We start from the raw sequence: 19453 nt of genomic DNA on the forward strand, positions 1-19453 counted from the left end.
TCATGATCAGCCAGCGCATTTCCATCGGCCCCGTTCACCTCCCTTGTCCCGCGCCCGGCTTATGTGATCTCACATCACGAAAACGTCATCGCTCCCAGGAATAAACCGGCCCCTCCCCCGATCACCTCCCCGAAGCCCAATCCCGGGCCAAAGGAGACGTTGCGATGAGCAGACACGATCACGGGGACGACGGCGTCAGCCGGCGCAAGGTGCTCGAATGCATGACATGGGCCGGCACCGGGGTGCTCTGGACCATCACCGGCGGCGTGCCGCGCTCGCTTGGCATCATCGATTCCGCTGAGGCTGCAACTGCCGCCGCGCCCGGCATGACCTTCCTCCAGATCAGCGACAGCCATGTCGGCTTCGACAAGCCGGCGAATCCCAATGCGCTCGGCACGCTTGAGGAAGCCGTGGGCAAGATCAATGCGATGCCGGCCAAGCCGTCGTTCATGATCCACACCGGAGACATCACCCATCTGTCCAAGGCAGCCGAGTTCGACAATGCCGACCGCATCATCTCGCAGTCCAAGCTGGATGTGCACTACGTGCCCGGCGAGCATGACTTCCTCGACGAGGAGGTGAAGTTCTATCGCGATCGTTACGGCCGCGGCACCAAGGGACAGGGATGGTACTCCTTCGATGCCGGCGGCGTGCACTTCATCGGGCTCGTCAACGTCGTCGATCTCAAGGCCGGCGGTCTCGGCAATCTCGGCACCGAGCAGCTCGCCTGGCTCGAGGACGATCTCCGCGGCAAGTCGAAGTCGACGCCGATCGTGCTGTTCGCCCATATCCCGCTCTGGACCGTCTATCCGGAATGGGGCTGGGGCACCGAGGACGGCGGCCGCGCGCTCGAATACGTCAAGGGCTTCGGCTCGGTCACCGTGCTCAACGGCCACATCCATCAGGTGATGCAGAAAGTCGAGGGCAACGTCACCTTCCACACCGCGCGCTCCACCGCCTTCCCGCAGCCGGCGCCCGGCACCGCCGCCTCGCCCGGGCCGATGAAGGTCGAGGACGCCAAGCTCCGATCGATGCTCGGGGTCGCCAGCGTCAACTTCAAGCAGAACGAGCAGCGGCTCGCCATCATCGACACGCCGCTCCAAGGTTGATCCAAGGTTGAAGAGAAGCTGACCATGAAGACACTCAATCGCCGCGACTTTTCCGTCGCTGTGGCCGCGGCCATCCTGCTCCCCGTCACGACCGCCCGTGCCGACGACAACGCCATGGAGGTGCATATCGACAATTTCGTCTTCCAACCGCCGGAGCTCAACATCAAGCTCGGCACGACCGTGACCTGGACCAACCGGGACGACATCCCGCACACAGTGGTGTCGGCCGGCAAGTTCCGGTCAAAAACCCTGGATACCGACGACAAGTTCACGTTCACCTTCACCGACGCGGGCGACTACAAGTATTTTTGTTCGTTGCACCCGCACATGACCGGGATGATCAAGGTTGAGTAACGTCTCCAACCAAGGCATCTCTGTCTTGCCCGGCCGGTGGTCGCACACCGGCCGGGCTCGCGCGCCTTCGGTCAGGCCCCAAAACGACGCGAAACACGAAACGACGGACCAAACGCAGCAAGAGGCAAAGCGAGAGGCGATGCCCGTCAGCGACGATTTCCAGAAGGCGCAGCGCTTCCGCGAGGCGGCACTGCCCTATCTTGACGACGTCTACACGCTCGCACGCTATCTCCTGCGCGACGCCTCCGACGCGGAGGACGCGGTGCAGGAATGCTATCTGCGCGCGCTGAAGCACTTTGACAGCTATCGCGGCCCGGCGATGAAGCCGTGGCTGTTCGCGATCCTGCGCAATGTCTGCAACGCCGAATATGCCAGGCGCGCGCATTCGCACGCCGCGATCGAGGATACGCCGGGCGCGGCCGACCAGACGCCGATGTGGCAGGAGAGCGAGGCGAGCCCGGAGACCGAGGTGCTACGCACTCGCGACGCCGGCGCCATCCGCAAGATGATCGACGCGCTCGCCGAGCCGTTCAAGGAAACCTTCGTGCTGCGGGAGATCAACAACCTGTCCTATCGTGAAATTGCCGAAGCCGTTGGCGCCCCCGTCGGTACCGTGATGTCCCGCCTTGCCCGCGCCCGCGCCATGCTGCGCGCGGCCTGGGCGGCGGAAGAGGAGCACTCGAAATGACCTGCGACGAAGCAAAAATCCTGCTTCACGCGCTGCTCGACAACGAGCTTGATGCCGGCCACGACCGCGAGGTCGAAGCTCATATCGCCGCCTGCCCGGCCTGCGCGGCCGAGTTCGCGGCCCAGCGAGAGATGAAGCGCGTACTGGCCGACACCAACCTGCGCTACAGCGCGCCTGCCAGCCTCCGGACTCGTATCGAGGCGTCGATCCCGCAAGCGCGGCCGCAGCCCAGCCGACGCTCGGTGCTGCGCGGCTTTGCGATGGGTTCAGCGGTCTCCGCACTCGCCGCTTCAGGCGTCGTTGCTGTCGTGCTGCGCCAGGACGACCAGCAGCGCATCCTCTCGGAGGTCGTCTCCGCGCATCTGCGCTCGCTCCAGGCGGGCCATCTCATCGACGTGGTCTCGACCGACCAGCACACGGTGAAGCCGTGGTTCAACGGCAAGCTCGACGTCGCCCCGCCGGTGATCGACCTCACCGCGCAAGGCTTTACGCTGGTCGGCGGCCGGCTCGATTATATCGATGCGCGCGCCATCGGCGCGGTCGTCTACAAGCGCCGGCAGCACATCATCAACCTGTTCGTGTCGCAGACCGCGAGCACCGAGCATCGGCCACCGAAGACGCAGACCATGCAGGGCTTCAACTGCCGCCGCTGGGGCGAGCGCGGCCTGAACTTCTGGGCCATCAGCGACATCGGCGGCGACGAGCTCAGCGAGTTCGTCGACAAGTTCGAGGCGGCGATGAAGGCGAATGTCGAGGGGTAGCAACGCTCGATAACGAGGCGCAATCACAACTTTCGATTGCGGGGTCAGAGGCGCGCTGCTAATTCAACGCCATGATCCGCGCTCTTTTTCTCGCTGCAGCCCTTGCCTGGACGATCGCCGCATCCGGGCCGGCAGCAGCCCGGGACGGACTCGCCACCACGATGCGCGCCGTCCTCTACGAGGAAGACCTGAGCGATCCGAAAGGTCACCGCGTAGAGGGACAGATCACCTGGCAGGTCGAACCGACGACCGATGCCTCGGCGCCATCAGGCGACGTCACGATACGCGGCACCGTCGAGATACCCTCGCGAAAACTGCAAATGACGCTCACCATCCGACGCAATTTCGATTCCGCGTTGCCTGCCACTCATACGGTGCAGATCGAGGTTGGCCCAGGCTTCACCGCCGGTCGGATCAAACAGGTCCCGGGCCTCCTGATGAAGGCCAACGAGCAGGCCAAGGGCGCGCCCCTTGCCGCGCTCTCGGTGAGGGTCGCCGACGCGCATTTCCTGATCGGCCTGTCCGCGGTGCCGCAGGATGCGTCCAAAAATTCGCTGCTGATCCGAAGCAAAGACTGGATGGACATCCCGATCCTCTTTGCAACGCAACGCCGCGCCATTCTCGCGATCGAGAAGAACGACGATGTCTCGCCGATGTTCAATACGGTGTTTGCGCATTGAGCTGGACACGGCCTGACGCGGCCGAGCGAACGGCCTAAAGCGCGATGAGATCAGGATGAATCGTGATCGCGCTTTAGGTTATTGTTTGAGCATGATCTTTTCGGAAAACCGCTTCGCACTTTTCCGGATCATGCTTTACGCCGACCGTCGCACCGCGTTGTCCACCAGCGTCTTGCCGAGCGACCAGATCGCACCGGGGACCTTGTGGCTGCCGGCGATCACGTCGTCGAAGGCGCGCTCGATCCAGCTGCAGTCTTCTTCGGTGATGGTGAGCGGCGGCAAGAGCTTGATGGTGTGGCTGCCGTGACCGGCGACCTGGGTCAGGATCTTGTGATCCTTGAACAGCGGCACCGTGATGAGCTGGCAGAACAGGCCCTTGTTGGCGGCCTCCAGCACGTTCCAGGAGGCGCGCAGGCGCAGCGATTTCGGCGGACCGAACTCGATGCCGATCATCAGGCCCTTGCCGCGCACTTCCTTCATCAGCTCGTAGCCGGGGACCATGCGGGTAAGCGCGAGGCGAAGCTCTGCGCCGCGCTTGGCGGCAGCCTCGATCAGCTTCTCGGACTCCATCACATCGAGAGTGGCAATACCTGCGGCCATCGCCAGGTCGTTCTTGGAGAACGTGGAACCGTGCACCACGGCACGGTCCATCTGATTAAAAATCTTGTCGAAGATGCTCTTGCGCGTCAGCACGGCGCCGACGGGGACGTGGCCGCCCGACAGTGACTTCGACAACAGCACCATGTCGGGCTCGACATTCCAGTGCTCGACCGCGAGGAAGCGGCCGGTGCGGCCCATGCCGGTCTGGATCTCGTCTGCGACGAACAGCGTGCCGTATTTCTTGCAGAGTGCGGCCGCGCCCGGCAGGAACTCGTCGGAGGGCATGTTGACGCCCTTGCCCTGGATCGGCTCGACGACGAAGGCAGCGACCTCGCGCGAGGCCAGGGCCTTCTCGAGTGCGGCGAGATCGTTGAACGGAACCGAGGTGCAACCCGGCAGTAGCGGCTCGAAGCCGGTACGGAAGTTCGAATCGCCGGTCAGCGACAGCGCGCCATAGGTCAGGCCGTGATAGCCGTGGGCGCAATAGACGATGCCGGGGCGCCCGGTCGCGCCGCGCGCGAACTTGATCGCGGCCTCGACGCATTCTGCGCCGGAATTGGCGAAGAAGGCCTTGTCGAGATAGGGAACATATTTGAGGAGCCGCTCGGCGAGCACGCCGGCCAGGGTCGAGACGTCGAATTGAACGAGATTGGGCAGATCGGCGTCAAGCACGCTCTTGAGCGCCTCGCGCATGACAGGATGATTGCGCCCGATCGCAAACACGCCAAAGCCGGACAAGAGGTCGAGATAGCGTGCCCCCTCGCGATCGTAGAGGTACTGCCCCTGCCCCTTCTGGAAGCCGACGTCGTAGCCGATGGTCTTGAGAACCCGGACGAACTGCTCGTTCAGGTACCGATTATGCAGGGTGCTGCGCTGGGCCTGACGGTCCGCGAACAACTGGGACATGTCTGGATTTGGACTGTTCATCCGCTACATACTTCGGTTGAGGGCCGCTTCGTCAACTGAAAACGGTCAGCAAACGGAAAAGGGTCTGTGCGGCCTTTTGCCCTTTTTCGGACCATCTTCGCAAGCACAGCTTTAGACCATGTTGCACTGCCGAGGAACACATATGCGTTTGGCCATTTACACCGGAATTATACTGGCAGGTGGTTACGCCGGCCTGACACCTGCACTTGCCGCGGATCCGACCGGCGACTGGCGGGTCGCCGACGGCGTCGCCAATATCCGTGTCGCGCAATGCAATGACAGCATGTGGGGCGCGGTTTCCTGGGAAAAACAGCCTGGCGGCCGCGACGAGAACAACCCGGATGCCTCAAAAAAGAACAGGCCAACACTGGGCATGGCGACCCTGATCAACATGAAGAAGACGCCCGGCGCCGAGCAATGGGAAGGTCAGGTCTACAACGCCAAGGATGGTCAGATGTATAGTGCGACCATCACGCCAAATGGCACCGACCAGCTCGAGATCAAGGGTTGCGTGCTGGGCTTCCTGTGCGGCGGCGAGACCTGGACCCGCGTTGGTCCGCCGATCCCCCCGAGCACCGCCAACGCCATGGCCAAGGGCCCGCCAAAAACCACCGGTGCAGCGCCCAAGTCTGCGCCAGCGCCGGCTGCCGCGGCACCTGCGCCGACGGCGGCCGCTCCGAAGAGTGCGGCCGCGGCGAAGCCGGGTCAGAAAGGCGCCACTGACCCGGTCGGCGACATCTGCCTACTCCCTGAGATTGCGGGGTTTGCCCATTAGGGCCGGCTGGAACAGCAGCACTGCGGCAAGCGTCGTCACCAGAGAAAGTGCGAGCAGCTTGCCCATGCTGGACGTGCCCGGATGGCTCGACAGCCACAGACTGCCGAACGCCGTCGCCGTCGTCAGCGCGCTGAAAAAGATCGCGCGCGTCAGGCTGGTCTGAAGCAGGTTTGTCCTGCCGGACCGCCACGCGACGACATAGTAGATCTTGAACGCGACACCGACGCCGAGCAACAGCGGAAACGCGACGATATTGGCAAAGTTCAGCGGCAGGCCGATCAACACGCAGATCTCGAGCGTCACTGCACCTGCAACCAACAGCGGCACCAGCGTCATCAGCACATCCACAATGCGACGGAGCGTGATCCACAGCAACAGGCCGATCACCAGCAGCGCATAGATGCCGGCATGGATGAAGGCGTTCACCACGGTGTCGCCGGATTTCAGGATCGAGACGGGTCCACCAATTGCGGTCGGCTCGGCAGCGAGCACAGCTGCCGCAAACTTGCGCAGCGTATCGTTGTCGTTCGGATCGCCCTTGGGCTGGGCCTCGACGCGAATGATGCCGTCCTTGCTCTTCCAGGCGCTGACGAGATCCGGTGGCAATGAGTTCAGGGTCACCGGCCCGGCCTGCATCGCGTTTCTGAGCTGGTCGAACACGATCTTCATCGGCGTAACGAACACATCCTGCGCCTTGTTGCGGGTCGCTTCATCCGAGTTGGCGAGCTTCTCCAGGGCGTCCGCGAGCCTACGCGAGGCAACCGCACCGGGCCCCTTGGCGTCGCCCGCGGTCCGGCGGAGATTCCCGACCGAGGATTTCAGCGACTCGACGTTCTCCTGGTCCGACGGCGCTGCATCGACCTGGTCCGGATTGAGCGCGGGGTTCAGCACCTTGGCGCCTTGCGCGATCAGCTTCAGCTTGGGCTCCTGGTCCTCAGGCACGAAACTGTTGAGCGACATCACCCGCAATACTTCCGGGACCTTTTCGAGCCTCGCCTCAACTTGCTGGGCCTGCTCTTCCGACGTGACCATCACGTTGATGGCGTTGGCGCCGGTGTTTGGATCCTTGCGCAGGTCGAGGAATGTTGCGATCGATTCCGCGTGCGGATTGCGCAGGTTCATCGGGTTGAAGTCGAACTTCATGAAATAGAGCAGCGGCAGGCCGGCGACCGCGAGCAGCAGCGTGCCACCGACGACCAACACGCGGTGCTTCTCCAGGAAATGATCGAGCGGCGCCAGGAAGGCGTAGCCCACCGGCTCCTTCTCGCCGGGCGGGTTGAGCAGTTTGAGCAGCGCCGGCAGGACGGTGATCGAGGAGATGAACGCCACCAGCATGCCGACGCCGGCGATCTGGCCGAGTTCGGCGATGCCCTTGTAATCGGTCGGGATGAAGCAGAGGAAGCCGGCTGCGGTCGCCATCGCAGCGAGCGACAGCGGGATCGCGGAGCGTCTGGCGGCAAGCACCAGCGCCTTGCGGAGATCATCGACCTTGTAACGCTCCGAGCGGTAGCGGACGCTGTACTGGATGCCGAAATCGACGCCGAGGCCGACGAACAGCACGGCAAACGCGATCGACAGCAGATTGAGCGAGCCGACCATCATGAGGCCGGCGGCGGTGGTGATCGCGAGGCCGACGAAGAGATTGACGAACACGGCGAAGATGATCTTGGCCGAATGCAGCGCCAGCCACAGGATGAACAGCACGACGAGCACCGTGCCGACGCCGTTGACGACAGCACCCTCCTGGACGGTGGCGTATTCCTCGTTGGCGATCGGCACTGGGCCGGTCAGCCGCACGCGCGCCTGGTATTTGGTTGGGAAATTGAGGTTCGCCGCCGCCTTGCGGATCGCATCGGTGGCATCCTTGCCGGGCTCCAGCGCGTTGTAGTCGAGGATCGGCTTGAACTCGATGAAGGCACGCTTGTCGGAATCCTTCAGCGGCTCGTCGCTGACGAGCTCGCGCCAGGAGAAGACCGCATTGCCTTTGTTGAGCACGGTCTCGACCGTCTGTGCGATCTGGTTGAACGGCCGCTCGGTGCTGTCGAGCTTGACCTCGCCGCGCTTGACGCCGGCAAGCCCGGTCTCCAGCGCGCCGGTCAGGCCGCGGATCGAGGGATCGCCGGCCATGATCTCGATCAGGGGCGCTGCGGATTCGAACTGGCTGGTGATCTTGGCGACCTCCTCGGTCGGCAGGAACAACAGGCCGTTCTTCTCGAAGAACTCGCCGGTGCCAAGCTGCTGCATCGACTGGAAGTGGGTCTTGTCGTCCTTGAGCTTGGCAAACAGCGCCTTCGCCGCCGCGTTTACCATCTCCGGCGTCCTGGCCTCAACAACCGCGAGGATCGTGGCGTCGCGATCGAAGGCTCGGTCAAACTGCTGATCGCGCTGGCGCCAGTCCAGATTCTGGGCAATCAGCGAGTTGATGTCGGTGTTGATGGCAAAGTGCTTGGACGTGTAATAGCCCGCCCCCACCGCCAGCAGGAGCCCGAGAACGACGACGAGGGAGGCAAACCGGGTGCAGGCCCTGACGATGGCAACGACTACGCTTTGCAGCACGTATTTTCTTTCTGGTGTTAACAGCTTGCCGGAAACGCCCGCTGTTTATCGGAGTTCCGGAGCGAAACCTATTGCTGTTTTGAGTGGTTCTCAGCGGAACAAGGTTCGATGTGAACGCCGGGAAACCGTGGCAAAATCATGCGGGACGGCCGGTATAGCCGGAGACTTGAGGCGGCAAAGTGACGGAGGGGGTGGGCACAAACGTCGCTGTCCGGCTCTTGTAGGCCAACTACTATAATACCTTGACCGGCACTGCCGGGAACCAGCAGCTCATTCCCACCTTTCCTTATTGCCGATTTTTTGACACAAAGTGCTGTGCCTGCATGCGACCAGGCCCCCGATGGGGGTGGGCAGTTACCGCGGTTGCGACACCGATGGTGCGGATATTGCAGCATGGGTCCATATCGGGGTGCCGCCGGGGACAATGAAGCGGATTGGTGCAACTTGCGTGATGGGCGTCCAATGGAAGTTTATCTAGCGCAGCCGCGCGGCTTTTGCGCCGGTGTGGTGCGCGCGATCGAGATCGTAGAGCGGGCGCTGGAGAAATACGGCCCGCCGGTCTACGTGCGCCACGAGATCGTGCATAACAAATACGTGGTCGAGAGCCTGAAGGCCAAGGGCGCCATCTTCGTCGAGGAGCTGTCTGAAGTTCCGCCGAAGGCCGTGACCGTTTTCAGTGCCCATGGCGTCGCCCGCAGCGTCGAGGAGGAGGCTGCCGCCCGCGACCTGCCGGTGCTGAATGCCACCTGCCCCCTGGTCACGAAAGTTCACAATCAGGGGAAGCGCTACATCACCAAGGGCCGTACCCTGATCCTGATCGGCCATGCCGGCCATCCCGAGGTCGAGGGCACGATGGGCCAGGTCCCCGGCCCGGTTCTGCTGGTCCAGAGCGTCGAGGAAGCCAAGGCCCTCACGCTGCCTGCCGATACGCCAGTGGCCTACATCACCCAGACCACCCTGTCGGTCGACGACACCAAGGGCATCATCGAGGCCCTTCAGGCCAAATTTACAGATATTCAAGGCCCAGACATCCGGGATATCTGCTATGCGACACAGAACCGCCAATCTGCGGTAAGGGACTTGAGCAAGCTGGTCGACGTGATCTTGGTGGTGGGCGCTGCCAATAGCTCGAATTCGAACCGGCTTCGCGAGATCGGCACCGAGGCCGGCGTCGCGAGTTATCTGATCGCCGATGGAAGCGAGCTCAACCCGCAGTGGTTGAAAGGTGCGAGGTCCGTCGGCCTCACGGCCGGCGCCTCGGCGCCCGAGGTGCTGGTGGATGACGTGATCGAAGCGCTGCGGCGGATCGGACCGGTGACGGTCTCGGTACTTCCCGGCCGCGAGGAAAACATCGAATTCAGGCTTCCGGCCGAGCTGGCTGCAAGCTGACCTACCCGAATTTCAAGCCCAGAAAGAAACGTGTAATGGCAATCCCCTTCTTCAAGGAAATGCGTATCGGCGGCTATTTGCTCAAGCAGAAACTGCTTGGCCGCAAACGCTATCCGCTCGTGCTGATGCTCGAGCCGCTGTTCCGCTGCAACCTCGCCTGCGTCGGCTGCGGCAAGATCGATTATCCCGACGCGATCCTCAACCGCCGCATGACCGCCCAGGAGTGCTGGGACGCGGCCGACGAGTGCGGCGCGCCGATGGTCGCCATTCCCGGCGGCGAGCCGCTGATCCACAAGGAGATCGGCGAGATCGTGCGCGGCCTCGTCGCGCGCAAGAAGTTCGTCTCGCTCTGCACCAACGCGCTGCTGCTGGAGAAGAAGCTCGACCTGTTCGAGCCCTCGCCCTACCTGTTCTTCTCGGTGCATCTCGACGGCCTGCGTGACCACCATGACAAGGCGGTGTCGCAAGTTGGCGTGTTCGACCGCGCCGTCTCCGCGATCAAGGCGGCCAAGGCGCGCGGCTTCACCGTCAACGTCAACGCCACCATCTTCGACGGCCATCCGGCCGAGGAGATCGCAAAATTCCTCGACCTCACCGTCGAGCTCGGCGTCGGCGTCTCGATGTCGCCCGGCTACGCCTATGAGCGCGCGCCGGACCAGGAGCACTTCCTCAACCGCACCAAGACCAAGAAGCTGTTCCGCGACGTCTTCGCGATGGGCAAGGGCAAGAAGTGGAACTTCATGCATTCCGGCCTGTTCCTCGACTTCCTCGCCGGCAACCAGGAATACGAATGCACGCCGTGGGGCATGCCCGCGCGCAACATCTTCGGCTGGCAGAAGCCCTGCTACCTGCTCGGCGAAGGCTACGCCAAGACCTTCAAGGAGCTGATGGACACCACCGACTGGGAGAGCTACGGCACCGGTCGTTACGAGAAGTGCGCCGACTGTATGGCCCATTGCGGCTACGAGCCGACGGCGGCGACCGCAGCCCTCAACAACCCGCTGAAGGCGATGTGGGTGTCGCTGCGCGGCATCAAGACCACCGGCCCGATGGCGCCGGAGATCGACCTGTCGAAGCAGCGCCCGGCGCAGTACATCTTCTCCGAGCAGGTCCAGAAGAAGCTCTCCGAGATCCGCAAGGACGAGGCTGAAGCCGCAGCCGCGAAGGCGGCGCGGAAGGCTTCGACGGCGGCGTAAGCGCAACAGCCGATACGAACGAACAAGGCCCGGTCGCCATGGCGATCGGGCCTTTTGTTTTGCTCACTCTCCCACAAAAATGGAAAACAACCCCATGCACAGTAGAGGAGGGCGATCCGAGGCCAACCCAAATTTCGTATTTGGCGAAATTAGCTTGACCCGTCGGGCAAAACACCGGCATGATGGCATGCTGCCCTGTCCCTATCCAGAGCAGCAGCTCGTCGCAGCACCTACCCCCGCTTATGGACCGTTTGCTTTTTCATGCCTGCTTGATGCAGTTTGATCAGGTCGGGATAGAGCGAACACAACGTCACGGCCACGATCGCAATGCTGGCGGCCGCGCCGCCCTGCTTGTCGATCAGATATCCGAACAGAGGGGCTACGAGCGAGAACGATCCGTCTCCCGCCATGGACGCAACCGACATGGCCGTCGCGCGGCTATCCGAGTCGGCATACCGATTGATCAGGATGCGCATGATCGGGTCGGAAATGCCCTGCGCGATCGCGTGAAGCGCAAGCCCTAGGGAAACGATGAGGATGCCGGCCTTGCCTTCGGAGGCAAAGGACAGGCTCATGATGGCGAAGGCTGCCACGATCAGCGCCGTCTGCGTGTGCAGCAAGCCAAAGACGCGGCAGATCCGCTTGACGAAAAACGAGGCGACCAGCGATATGAACAGCAGCGCGGTGAAGCACGTGCCGATCCATTCCAGCGGCAGATGATGCAGATCCGAGAAGGGCTGAAACGCCCAGAAGCCGGCTTTGACCCCGATCGTGATGATCGCAAATTGGAGAAGGACGCGGCGATACTCGGCGTTGCGCCGGACCAGCGAAGCTGCCGATGCGACCACGGCTCCGAGCGACGTCTTTCGACGGCCTCCCTCTTTCAGGAAGATGGCCGCAACCGGCGCGGACATGAAGATCGCGATGGATGTGAGAATGAAGGTGCTGCCCATCGTGTACCAGGTCGCAAAGAGCGATCCGAAGGCCGAGGCAACACCCCGCGCGATGTTGCGCATACCCCATCCGATGGATTCGACATGCTCATATTCCGCGGTCTTTGCGAGCGCCTTGTACTCGTCATACACCAGAGCGGAGTCCGTGCCTGATGCCATCGACATCGACAGGCCAAGTCCGGCCTCGAACAGCATCATCTGCCAATATTGGTCGCACAGCCCGAGACCGAGATAGCAGGACGCAGCCGCCAGCGAGCCGAGCACGAGCGTGAGCTTACGGCCGACACTATCCGCAAACACGCCGCACGGGACTTCGCAACCCGCCTTGGCGATGTAGTAGAAGCTTTCCAACGAGAGAGCCGTTGCGAGTGAGAAGCCAAGGCTCTGGAAATACAAGACGCTGAACGCCACGTGAAAGTAGCTGTTGCGCGAGAGCCGGAAGGCGATGAAGGCTAACCCGAACGGCTGTATCCTCATCGAGCGGCGATGCCCCATCACGCTGGTCTTCAAATCGTCCCGGGCGCCACTGACGGGTCCGCATCGATCCTGCGTGACACCTTTGTGAATTAGTTGCGTCGTGGCAATTGACAATTTCTAATACGCATTAGAAAAACCAAGGCATGACCTTCGCGAACCTGCCTCCCCTCAATGCATTGCGCTATTTCGAAGCCGCAGCACGCAGGAGAAGCTTCACCCTGGCGGCCGACGAACTCCACATCACCCAGAGTGCAGTCAGCCAGCAGATACGAAACCTCGAAAGTTTCATCGGCACCGCCCTGTTCAAGCGCGGCATCGCGACGGTCGTGTTGACCGACATCGGCAGGACATATTTCGAAGCCATCAGCAAGGCGCTCGAGCGCATCGATACGGCAACGTCCCAAGCCAGGACGACGCAGCGGAGCAAGAGGATCGAGCAGATCTGTCTCAGCGTGTCGCCGTCATTCACGCATCTATGGCTGGTCAAACGCCTCTCCAAGTTTCACCAGGAGGTCAAGGACATCCAGTTGGCGCTGAATGTCACGCGGCACTATGTGGATTTCGAAGTCGAGAACGTCGACATGGCGATCCGCCACGGCGACGGCGAATGGCCCGGCCTTCATGCCGATCTGCTGATGAAGGACCATATGATTGCGGTCTGTAGTCCACGGCTCTTTCAAGCGCGGGCAATGCCGAAGAGCTTGCCGGAGATCGCGAGCTATCCCATCATCGAGGACCCGGTCTACCGGTACTGGGCCCGCTACGCCCGCCAGACCGGCCATCAACTCGACCTGACCGACGCCATTCAGTACGACGATAGTGGCGTCATCGTCGAAGCCGCCATCAACGCGCAAGGCATCGCGATGGCGCGCGAATCGCTCGCCTCCGCGGCTCTCGCGCGCGGCCAGCTCGTCAAGCTGCTCGACGCCGATTTTTCCGACGCCCTCGGATATTACATCGTATTCCCATCCGCACATAAGGTTCGCCGGAGCGTGACACGCGTGAGCAAATGGTTGCGGCTGGAGGCCTCGCGCGAGCGAACCGAGTTGCGATGACGGTGGCACCGCCCTCGACCGCAGGGAGCCTCGAGCGTTTCGGTCGCTCCGGGTTACGGACACCGTCAAAGCAAACGGCCCGGCCGCCAATGGCGACCGGGCCTTTTCTCTTTGCCAGCGAGAAATCCCCCTCAGATCGTCTCCGCCAAGGCCGAAAGCTTCACGAAAACGCTCAAGGCCGAACCGATCAACGGCAAAGCCTTTGCCGACCTGGGCGACGCCCGCCGCCACATCACTAGCTTCATCGCGGAGGTCTACAACAAAGTGCGCCTGCACTCGGCGCTCGGACGACGCCGAGAGATACGTCATCTAGTCAAGCGCCAGATCATAAGATCGTCGGCGCCGCTCCCGGCTTGAGCTCCAATATTCTGAGGCGCCACAGGATTATCTGTTTCCGAGTCGACCGATATTAATTTAACGCTACGGCCGGTTTGACTATCAACAAACTTCAAGGGCGGCCGTTTCACGCCTGCGGGACTCCACCGGTCGCCAATCTGCACCATAGCCTGCATGACAAGACCAATATCGCGCCCTTTGACGGTCGGTCTGTACTCGAAACGATCGGGACGGGACTGATACAGCCTTCGCTCGATCAGCCCGTTTTCTTCCAGCATCTTCAAGCGATCCGACAACGTGGTGTTGGTGATGCCGGTTGAGTGGCGCAAATCTTCGTAACGGCTTAGTCCCAGCAGCAAGTCTCGCATGATGAGCATGCCCCAGCGATCGCCAATCGCTCCCATGACTTTGGCGACGGAACACACCATCCCCTCGAAACCCTTTGAGCGCATTGTTTGGTCCCTGTGCTGCCCGTTTGACGCTGGCACACGGTACCACATTGTCACTCCGATGATAAGAGCTTGACTAACTCTTATTATTGTAGTTGCATAAGGAGAGTGAGCATACAGAGGGGCTCTCGATGAATCAGCGCAACGGGCGATCAAGGGGACGACCCTCGTCACAGGCGCATCTTCAGGTATCGGTGCTGTCCGTGCGGACCGATTGGCAGCACGTGGATGTGATCTCGTGCTGGTTGCACGGCAATTTGATCGGCTGGAGGCGCTTGCCAAGCGACTCTCTGGCGAGCACGGCCGAAACCTTCCCGAATCTTCAAGACGAAACGGCATGGGCGTTTCGAAGGTGCCCACTCCGGTCTTGTGGCGGCGCCTTGCGGAGCCGGCTAGCGCGCGCCCCGGTACGCCAGCCAGTTAGCCGATCAAGCAGAGCAGCAATTTAAAAAGGAGACCGAAAATGCCGATGTGGCAGATCTATCACCCCGAAAATGTATTCACCGATTCTGATAAGCAGCAGCTGTCACAGAAGATCACCGCCATCTACGAAAGCTTTCTGCCTCGCTTCTATGTTAATGTGTTCTTTCACAAAATTCCGAAGGGAGGACTCTATATTGGCGGCGAGCCTGCGAATGACTTCGTGAGAGTCACAGTGGACCATATCGCCCGATCGATCGATGATCCCAAAATGCAGCAGCAGTTCTTGCAGGGATGTGCTCGCGTGCTCGAGCCTTATGTCGCTGGACGCGGCTATCGCTGGGAGCTGCACGTAGATGATACGCCTTTCGAATTGTGGATGATAAACGGCTTTAAGCCTCCGTTGCCTGGCACGTCGGCGGAATTGAAATGGCGTACGGAAAACAGGCCCTCGGCGTATGCCGAAACCTGACCGATACTGCGGACACTCGCTATCTCCCGTCCGATCGAAACCGCCAGATCGGAAACGGAATTGAGGGCATTTTTTGCCGCATGATTGTGGCGCCGGTGTTGACGACGCCAGCCTTCGCTAAGCCTGCCGCCGCAATCACTTGGCCCCAAAGGGCATTGTTGGAGTTACCAATACTCACGCCAAACGCGAGGGAAGTATTTGATGAATCGAGTGGGTCGGCGCTCCGCGCGTGTCCACCCCTCTCGAAACCTTGCACTAGGGACCGCGCTCCGACCAGGCGGACCTCGGATTGATCTATAACGCTGGTCTTCTGACGCAGGTTTGGCTGAGAAAGTCCGCGATGAGCCGTGCAACTGTTTCTGGGGAATCCTCGAAGCAATAGTGCCCGGTGGCAGGCAGGCGCGTAATTTGCCCAGTCGGAAAAATTTCCGCGAACAGAGGCAGGAAATGTTCTGCATTCAGCGTGCGATCAGCCTCGCCCCAGATTGCCAATGCTGGCTTTTCTCGAATGGCGCGAACGGCCGCGGCGTCGGGTTCCTCGAATTTGTGGGAGCCGATGGCGAACCCCTTCGCCCAGCCGATCGCGCCGAGACAATCCTGAGGACGCGCGAAGGGAGCGGCATAGGCGCCGATGAAGCTATCCGAAATGATGGCGTTGTTTTCAAAGCCGTTGAGCTTCAGCGTGCTGAAGATGTTGAATCCTAGTTGGCCGAGCACGGATTCGAGCCGCCCCTCGGACTCCGCTTTCGCAATCCACTGAAACCAAGGCGAGACGGCAGCATTCGCCATTACGCGTTCGAAGAGATCGGCCTGACCGAACGGCGTTGGCCCATTGGCGGAGATGATCCTGCTGATGCGAAGAGGATGCCTGGCGGCGAACCCCATTCCGACAGGACCGCCAAAATCATGCATGACCAGGGTTATACCGGTGAGATCGAGTGCAAGGACCAACGCCTCCAAATTATCGATGTGGTCCTGAAGCCAGTAGCCGCGCTCCGGCGGGGTCTCACTCTTACCAAAACCCATATGATCGGGCACGACCACCCGATGCGTTGGGCTCAGTGCCGAAATGAGATGGCGAAACAGATAGCCCCAAGTCGGCTCGCCATGCAGGCACAGCACAACTTCACCTTCGCGCGGCCCTTCGTCAACGTAATGCATCTGAAACCCCGGAGCGTTCGTGAAATGCGGTGCGAACGGAAATGTGCTGGCGAATGTGGCGTCGGCTTCAATCATCATCGTGACCTGGAGTGGTTTTATCTTGAAACCACATATCCCTATACCTTGCGGTTTCAACTTGCAACCAATATCATCTGGGGCAGCAACCGCACGATCCGCGCTGGGGCAATTCGAAGGGCAGGTGCTTCAGAATGGCCAGGAGAGTGACGTATCATGTCGAGCTGCTGCGCATGGCGTTTCGCGAGACACGCCGACGTCACCCATTCACGATCGACGCCATCGTGGGGTTGCCTGATCACCTCCACACCGTTTGGAAGCTGACGCCGATTTTGCAATGCGCTGGCAGCTGATCAAATTCGCCTTTTTGCGCCGGCTGCCACGAAATGAAAGGATATCCCAGAGCCGCTCGGCCAAGAGCGAACCGGGCATCTGGCAACGCAGTGGGAGCACACCATTCGCGACGAAGCCGATTTCGCCCGGCATGTTGATTACGTTCATATCAAGCCGGTCAAGCACAGGCTCGTCGACCGGGTACGGGCGATCAGTCCGACGGACTGTCCACCAGCTCCGCGCCGATCAGAAAACCCCGGCAGTCTCGCGGGGCAGCCGGCCTCGGCGGTGCCCGGTGACCGCTTCCCCGGTGCCGAAGTTGCAGTGCACTTGAGCGATACTGCACTCAAGATGTGCAGAGACACAGCAATCGAGGCGCGCCGTGCACAAAATCCGACATGCACGTCACGGGAATGTCATCTAACAATACCGGGTTCCCTGCCCTGACGGCGCCGGCCCCTGGCCAACATCGATGGAGCCCGACATGAACCTGTGCACGACAACCGGTCTGCGATGCGCTGTTGCGTCGATCGCCGCCATGTTCTGCCTCGCCACGACAGCTCGCGCGGCAGACCTCACCGTTTACACGGCCTTGGAGGCCGACCAGATCAAGCCCTACAAGGCCGCCTTCGAGAAGGCCAATCCCGGCATCAACATCCTCTGGGTTCGCGACTCCACCGGCATCATCACCGCAAAACTCCTTGCAGAGAAAGCAAACCCCAAGGCCGACGTGGTCATGGGTCTTGCTGCAACCTCGCTGATGCTGCTGCAGAAGGAAGGCATGCTGATGCCTTACGCGCCTGTCGGTCTCGACAAGGTCGACGCCAAGATGCGCGATCCAGCCGCCACGCCGGAATGGGTGGGCATGGATGTCTGGGCATCCGCCTTCTGCGTCAACACCGTGGAGTCGGGCAAGAAGAACCTGCCGGAGCCTGCGTCCTGGGCCGATCTGACCAAGCCGGTCTACCAGGGACAGATCGCCATGCCGAACCCGGCCTCGTCGGGGACCGGGTTTCTGATGGTCTCCGCCTGGCTTCAGATGTTCGGCTGGGACGGCGGCTGGAAGTACATGGACGAGCTGCACAAGAACATCGCGGCCTACACCCATTCCGGCTCCAAGCCGTGCCGACAGGCCGCCGCCGGCGAGTACACGATCGGCCTCTCGTTCGAATATCGCGCCAACAAGACCAAGAAGGGCGGCGCGCCGATCAGCATCGTCCTGCCCAAGGAAGGCCTCGGCTGGGACATGGAGGCGATCGGCATCATGAAGACGACCAAGGAGGTGGAGGCGGCGAAGAAGCTGGTCGACTGGGCGGCGACGCCGGAGGCCAACAGGCTCTACGCCGAGAACTTCGCCATCGTCGCGTTGCCGGGCATCGCAAGCTCCATGGAGTTCATCCAGGGTGACATCGACAAGATGCTGATCAAGAACGACTTCGCCTGGGCCGCGGAGAACCGCGACAAGATCCTGGCGGAGTGGAGCAAGCGCTACGACGGCAAGTCCGAGCCCAAGAATTGAAGAAGAACAAGAACTGAAGACCCCGAACTGAGCGAACTGAACCGAGCATCCCGCCCGGGATGCTCGGAGCAACGAACCCGGCGGTGCACGCGCGCCGCCGGTCAATGCGGGACAGTAGAATGGACAGCACGCCAACGACGGTGCCCTATCTCCGCATCCGCAACCTCTCGAAGAAGTTCGGCGCGTTCACCGCGCTCGACACTGTCGATCTCGACATCATGCCGGGCGAGTTCGTCTCATTCCTCGGGCCGTCCGGCTGCGGCAAGACCACGCTGCTCCGCGCCATCTCCGGCCTCGACGTGCAGACCACCGGGTCGATCTATCAGGGCGGGCTCGACATCTCGACGCTGCCGGTGGCCAAGCGCGATTTCGGCATCGTGTTCCAGTCCTACGCGCTGTTCCCGAACCTCACGATCAAGGACAACGTCGCCTACGGCCTTGTCTCGGCAGGCACGCCGCGCATCGCGATCGACAAACGGGTCAAGGAGCTTCTCGAACTCGTCGGCCTGCCCGAGCAGGCCGGCAAATATCCGGCGCAGCTCTCGGGCGGACAGCAGCAGCGCGTCGCACTCGCCCGCGCGCTGGCGCTATCGCCCGGCCTGCTGCTGCTGGACGAACCGCTGTCCGCCCTCGACGCCCGCGTCCGGGCGCGCCTGCGCGGCGAGATCCGCGACCTGCAGCAGCGCCTCAAGCTGACGACGATCATGGTGACCCACGATCAGGAGGAGGCGCTCACCATGTCCGACCGGATCGTGGTGATGAGCCATGGCAGGATCGAGCAGGTCGGCACGCCCGACGAGATCTACGGCCGCCCCGCGACGGCTTTCGTCGCCGACTTCGTCGGCAAGATGAACTTTCTGGAAGGACGCCTCGTCACCAGCAAGCGCGCCAATGTCAGCGGAGCCGTGCTCGATTTCGGCGAGGATGTGCCGCTCGCCGAGGGCGCGGCCGTCACGGTCTGCCTTCGGCCGGAGGACGTGGTGGTGCGCGACATCGGCGAGCATGCGGACAATCGCCTGTCGGTGCAGGTCGGCGTGATGGAATTCATTGGCAATCATTTCGCGACGACCCTGCATGCGAGCGGCACCAACCTGAATTTCTCGGCGGACTTTTCCATCAACGCCGTGCGCGACCTCGGCATTTCCTCGGGCGCGACCATCGAAGTCGCGCTGCCGCCGCAGCGGTTGCGCGTATTTGCCCAGCCGCGCTCCGCGCCGGCCTGACACGG

18 protein-coding genes and 2 pseudogenes are annotated in these 19453 nt (G+C 61.8%); 15 read left to right on the forward strand and 5 right to left on the reverse strand.

Annotation, left to right across the window (positions count from 1 at the left end):
* Positions 1–164 precede the first annotated feature (164 nt).
* The 5 genes from XH98_RS25875 (at position 165) to XH98_RS25895 (ending at position 3592) form a co-directional block, all read left to right on the forward strand.
* Complete coding sequence (locus XH98_RS25875; protein ID WP_271620309.1) at positions 165–1109, forward strand: metallophosphoesterase family protein; 945 nt, start codon at positions 165–167, stop codon at positions 1107–1109.
* Between the two features lie 24 nt (positions 1110–1133).
* Positions 1134–1463 (forward strand): cupredoxin domain-containing protein, encoded by a 330-nt coding sequence (locus tag XH98_RS25880; protein WP_271620310.1) that lies wholly within the window; start codon positions 1134–1136, stop codon positions 1461–1463.
* A gap of 139 nt (positions 1464–1602) precedes the next feature.
* Positions 1603–2151: a sigma-70 family RNA polymerase sigma factor gene (locus XH98_RS25885; protein ID WP_271620311.1), complete on the forward strand. Its 549-nt coding sequence runs from the start codon at positions 1603–1605 to the stop codon at positions 2149–2151.
* Positions 2148–2912, forward strand: a complete 765-nt coding sequence (locus XH98_RS25890) for an anti-sigma factor family protein (RefSeq protein WP_271620312.1) — start codon at positions 2148–2150, stop codon at positions 2910–2912. Before XH98_RS25885 ends, XH98_RS25890 begins: the two co-directional genes overlap by 4 nt.
* A 71-nt stretch (positions 2913–2983) precedes the next feature.
* On the forward strand, positions 2984–3592 hold the full coding sequence (locus XH98_RS25895) for a hypothetical protein (RefSeq protein WP_271620313.1): 609 nt from the start codon (positions 2984–2986) through the stop codon (positions 3590–3592).
* Positions 3593–3727: 135 nt separating this feature from the next.
* Here the strand turns inward: XH98_RS25895 and hpnO are convergent, their stop codons facing one another.
* Positions 3728–5119, reverse strand: coding sequence for an aminobacteriohopanetriol synthase HpnO (gene hpnO, locus XH98_RS25900; protein WP_220003766.1), 1392 nt, complete (start codon positions 5117–5119; stop codon positions 3728–3730).
* A 142-nt stretch (positions 5120–5261) separates the two neighbouring features.
* Here hpnO and XH98_RS25905 point away from each other — a divergent pair, with 142 nt between their 5' ends.
* Positions 5262–5894, forward strand: coding sequence for a DUF2147 domain-containing protein (locus XH98_RS25905; RefSeq protein WP_271602319.1), 633 nt, complete (start codon positions 5262–5264; stop codon positions 5892–5894).
* Here XH98_RS25905 and XH98_RS25910 read toward each other — a convergent pair.
* Positions 5862–8450, reverse strand: coding sequence for an MMPL family transporter (locus XH98_RS25910; protein ID WP_271602320.1), 2589 nt, complete (start codon positions 8448–8450; stop codon positions 5862–5864). The two genes, XH98_RS25905 and XH98_RS25910, sit on opposite strands and share 33 nt — an antisense overlap.
* Before the next feature lie 462 nt (positions 8451–8912).
* Here XH98_RS25910 and ispH point away from each other — a divergent pair, with 462 nt between their 5' ends.
* Together ispH and hpnH are read left to right on the forward strand one after the other, a co-directional pair.
* The gene (ispH, locus tag XH98_RS25915; protein ID WP_271620314.1) at positions 8913–9839 is read left to right on the forward strand and encodes a 4-hydroxy-3-methylbut-2-enyl diphosphate reductase; all 927 of its coding nucleotides are present in this window, start codon (positions 8913–8915) and stop codon (positions 9837–9839) included.
* A gap of 35 nt (positions 9840–9874) precedes the next feature.
* Positions 9875–11035 carry an adenosyl-hopene transferase HpnH gene (gene hpnH / locus XH98_RS25920; protein ID WP_271620315.1) on the forward strand — a complete coding sequence of 387 codons (1161 nt, stop codon included), beginning with the start codon at positions 9875–9877 and terminating at the stop codon, positions 11033–11035.
* Between the two features lie 230 nt (positions 11036–11265).
* Here the strand turns inward: hpnH and XH98_RS25925 are convergent, their stop codons facing one another.
* Positions 11266–12465 carry an MFS transporter gene (locus XH98_RS25925; protein WP_271620316.1) on the reverse strand — a complete coding sequence of 400 codons (1200 nt, stop codon included), beginning with the start codon at positions 12463–12465 and terminating at the stop codon, positions 11266–11268.
* A gap of 143 nt (positions 12466–12608) precedes the next feature.
* On the opposite strand from XH98_RS25925, the gene XH98_RS25930 reads away from it, so the two are divergent.
* Together XH98_RS25930 and XH98_RS41225 are read left to right on the forward strand one after the other, a co-directional pair.
* Complete coding sequence (locus XH98_RS25930) at positions 12609–13520, forward strand: LysR substrate-binding domain-containing protein (RefSeq protein ID WP_271620317.1); 912 nt, start codon at positions 12609–12611, stop codon at positions 13518–13520.
* Positions 13521–13631: 111 nt separating this feature from the next.
* Positions 13632–13877, forward strand: a complete 246-nt coding sequence (locus tag XH98_RS41225; protein WP_442868632.1) for an integrase core domain-containing protein — start codon at positions 13632–13634, stop codon at positions 13875–13877.
* On the opposite strand, the gene XH98_RS25935 is transcribed toward XH98_RS41225, so the two are convergent.
* Positions 13826–14308 (reverse strand): winged helix-turn-helix transcriptional regulator, encoded by a 483-nt coding sequence (locus XH98_RS25935; RefSeq protein WP_271620318.1) that lies wholly within the window; start codon positions 14306–14308, stop codon positions 13826–13828. The genes XH98_RS41225 and XH98_RS25935 overlap by 52 nt on opposite strands.
* A gap of 148 nt (positions 14309–14456) precedes the next feature.
* Here XH98_RS25935 and XH98_RS25940 point away from each other — a divergent pair.
* Positions 14457–14609: pseudogene (locus XH98_RS25940) on the forward strand (SDR family NAD(P)-dependent oxidoreductase); the annotation flags it as partial.
* 159 nt (positions 14610–14768) lie between these two features.
* Entirely contained in the window at positions 14769–15197 is a 429-nt protein-coding gene (locus XH98_RS25945) for a tautomerase family protein (RefSeq protein WP_271602325.1), read from the forward strand.
* Between the two features lie 294 nt (positions 15198–15491).
* Here XH98_RS25945 and XH98_RS25950 read toward each other — a convergent pair whose 3' ends face one another.
* Positions 15492–16433 (reverse strand): alpha/beta fold hydrolase, encoded by a 942-nt coding sequence (locus XH98_RS25950; RefSeq protein WP_271620319.1) that lies wholly within the window; start codon positions 16431–16433, stop codon positions 15492–15494.
* Positions 16434–16510: 77 nt separating this feature from the next.
* On the opposite strand from XH98_RS25950, the pseudogene XH98_RS41230 reads away from it, so the two are divergent.
* The 3 genes and pseudogenes from XH98_RS41230 to XH98_RS25965 all read left to right on the forward strand — a co-directional run.
* Positions 16511–16910: pseudogene (locus tag XH98_RS41230) on the forward strand (REP-associated tyrosine transposase); the annotation flags it as partial.
* A gap of 334 nt (positions 16911–17244) precedes the next feature.
* Positions 17245–18225: a putative 2-aminoethylphosphonate ABC transporter substrate-binding protein gene (locus XH98_RS25960; protein ID WP_442868634.1), complete on the forward strand. Its 981-nt coding sequence runs from the start codon at positions 17245–17247 to the stop codon at positions 18223–18225.
* Positions 18226–18284: 59 nt separating this feature from the next.
* Positions 18285–19448: a putative 2-aminoethylphosphonate ABC transporter ATP-binding protein gene (locus XH98_RS25965; RefSeq protein WP_442868633.1), complete on the forward strand. Its 1164-nt coding sequence runs from the start codon at positions 18285–18287 to the stop codon at positions 19446–19448.
* The last annotated feature ends 5 nt before the right edge of the window (positions 19449–19453 follow it).

Source organism: Bradyrhizobium sp. CCBAU 51745 (genome assembly GCF_028128715.1).
Taxonomy (GTDB): Bacteria; Pseudomonadota; Alphaproteobacteria; order Rhizobiales; family Xanthobacteraceae; genus Bradyrhizobium; species Bradyrhizobium manausense.

What these genes read in the sequence shown, in the direction of transcription:
- XH98_RS25935 (WP_271620318.1), bottom strand. Translation starts at nt 14,308, where the DNA reads ATGCGCTCAAAGGGTTTCGAGGGGATGGTGTGTTCCGTCGCCAAAGTC.
- hpnO (WP_220003766.1), bottom strand. Translation starts at nt 5,119, where the DNA reads ATGAACAGTCCAAATCCAGACATGTCCCAGTTGTTCGCGGACCGTCAG.
- XH98_RS25930 (WP_271620317.1), top strand. Translation starts at nt 12,609, where the DNA reads ATGACCTTCGCGAACCTGCCTCCCCTCAATGCATTGCGCTATTTCGAA.
- XH98_RS25965 (WP_442868633.1), top strand. Translation starts at nt 18,285, where the DNA reads ATGCTCGGAGCAACGAACCCGGCGGTGCACGCGCGCCGCCGGTCAATG.
- XH98_RS25895 (WP_271620313.1), top strand. Translation starts at nt 2,984, where the DNA reads ATGATCCGCGCTCTTTTTCTCGCTGCAGCCCTTGCCTGGACGATCGCC.
- XH98_RS25875 (WP_271620309.1), top strand. Translation starts at nt 165, where the DNA reads ATGAGCAGACACGATCACGGGGACGACGGCGTCAGCCGGCGCAAGGTG.
- hpnH (WP_271620315.1), top strand. Translation starts at nt 9,875, where the DNA reads ATGGCAATCCCCTTCTTCAAGGAAATGCGTATCGGCGGCTATTTGCTC.
- XH98_RS25905 (WP_271602319.1), top strand. Translation starts at nt 5,262, where the DNA reads ATGCGTTTGGCCATTTACACCGGAATTATACTGGCAGGTGGTTACGCC.
- XH98_RS25950 (WP_271620319.1), bottom strand. Translation starts at nt 16,433, where the DNA reads ATGATTGAAGCCGACGCCACATTCGCCAGCACATTTCCGTTCGCACCG.
- XH98_RS25880 (WP_271620310.1), top strand. Translation starts at nt 1,134, where the DNA reads ATGAAGACACTCAATCGCCGCGACTTTTCCGTCGCTGTGGCCGCGGCC.
- XH98_RS25925 (WP_271620316.1), bottom strand. Translation starts at nt 12,465, where the DNA reads ATGAGGATACAGCCGTTCGGGTTAGCCTTCATCGCCTTCCGGCTCTCG.
- XH98_RS25945 (WP_271602325.1), top strand. Translation starts at nt 14,769, where the DNA reads ATGCCGATGTGGCAGATCTATCACCCCGAAAATGTATTCACCGATTCT.
- XH98_RS25960 (WP_442868634.1), top strand. Translation starts at nt 17,245, where the DNA reads ATGTTCTGCCTCGCCACGACAGCTCGCGCGGCAGACCTCACCGTTTAC.
- ispH (WP_271620314.1), top strand. Translation starts at nt 8,913, where the DNA reads ATGGAAGTTTATCTAGCGCAGCCGCGCGGCTTTTGCGCCGGTGTGGTG.
- XH98_RS25885 (WP_271620311.1), top strand. Translation starts at nt 1,603, where the DNA reads ATGCCCGTCAGCGACGATTTCCAGAAGGCGCAGCGCTTCCGCGAGGCG.
- XH98_RS25890 (WP_271620312.1), top strand. Translation starts at nt 2,148, where the DNA reads ATGACCTGCGACGAAGCAAAAATCCTGCTTCACGCGCTGCTCGACAAC.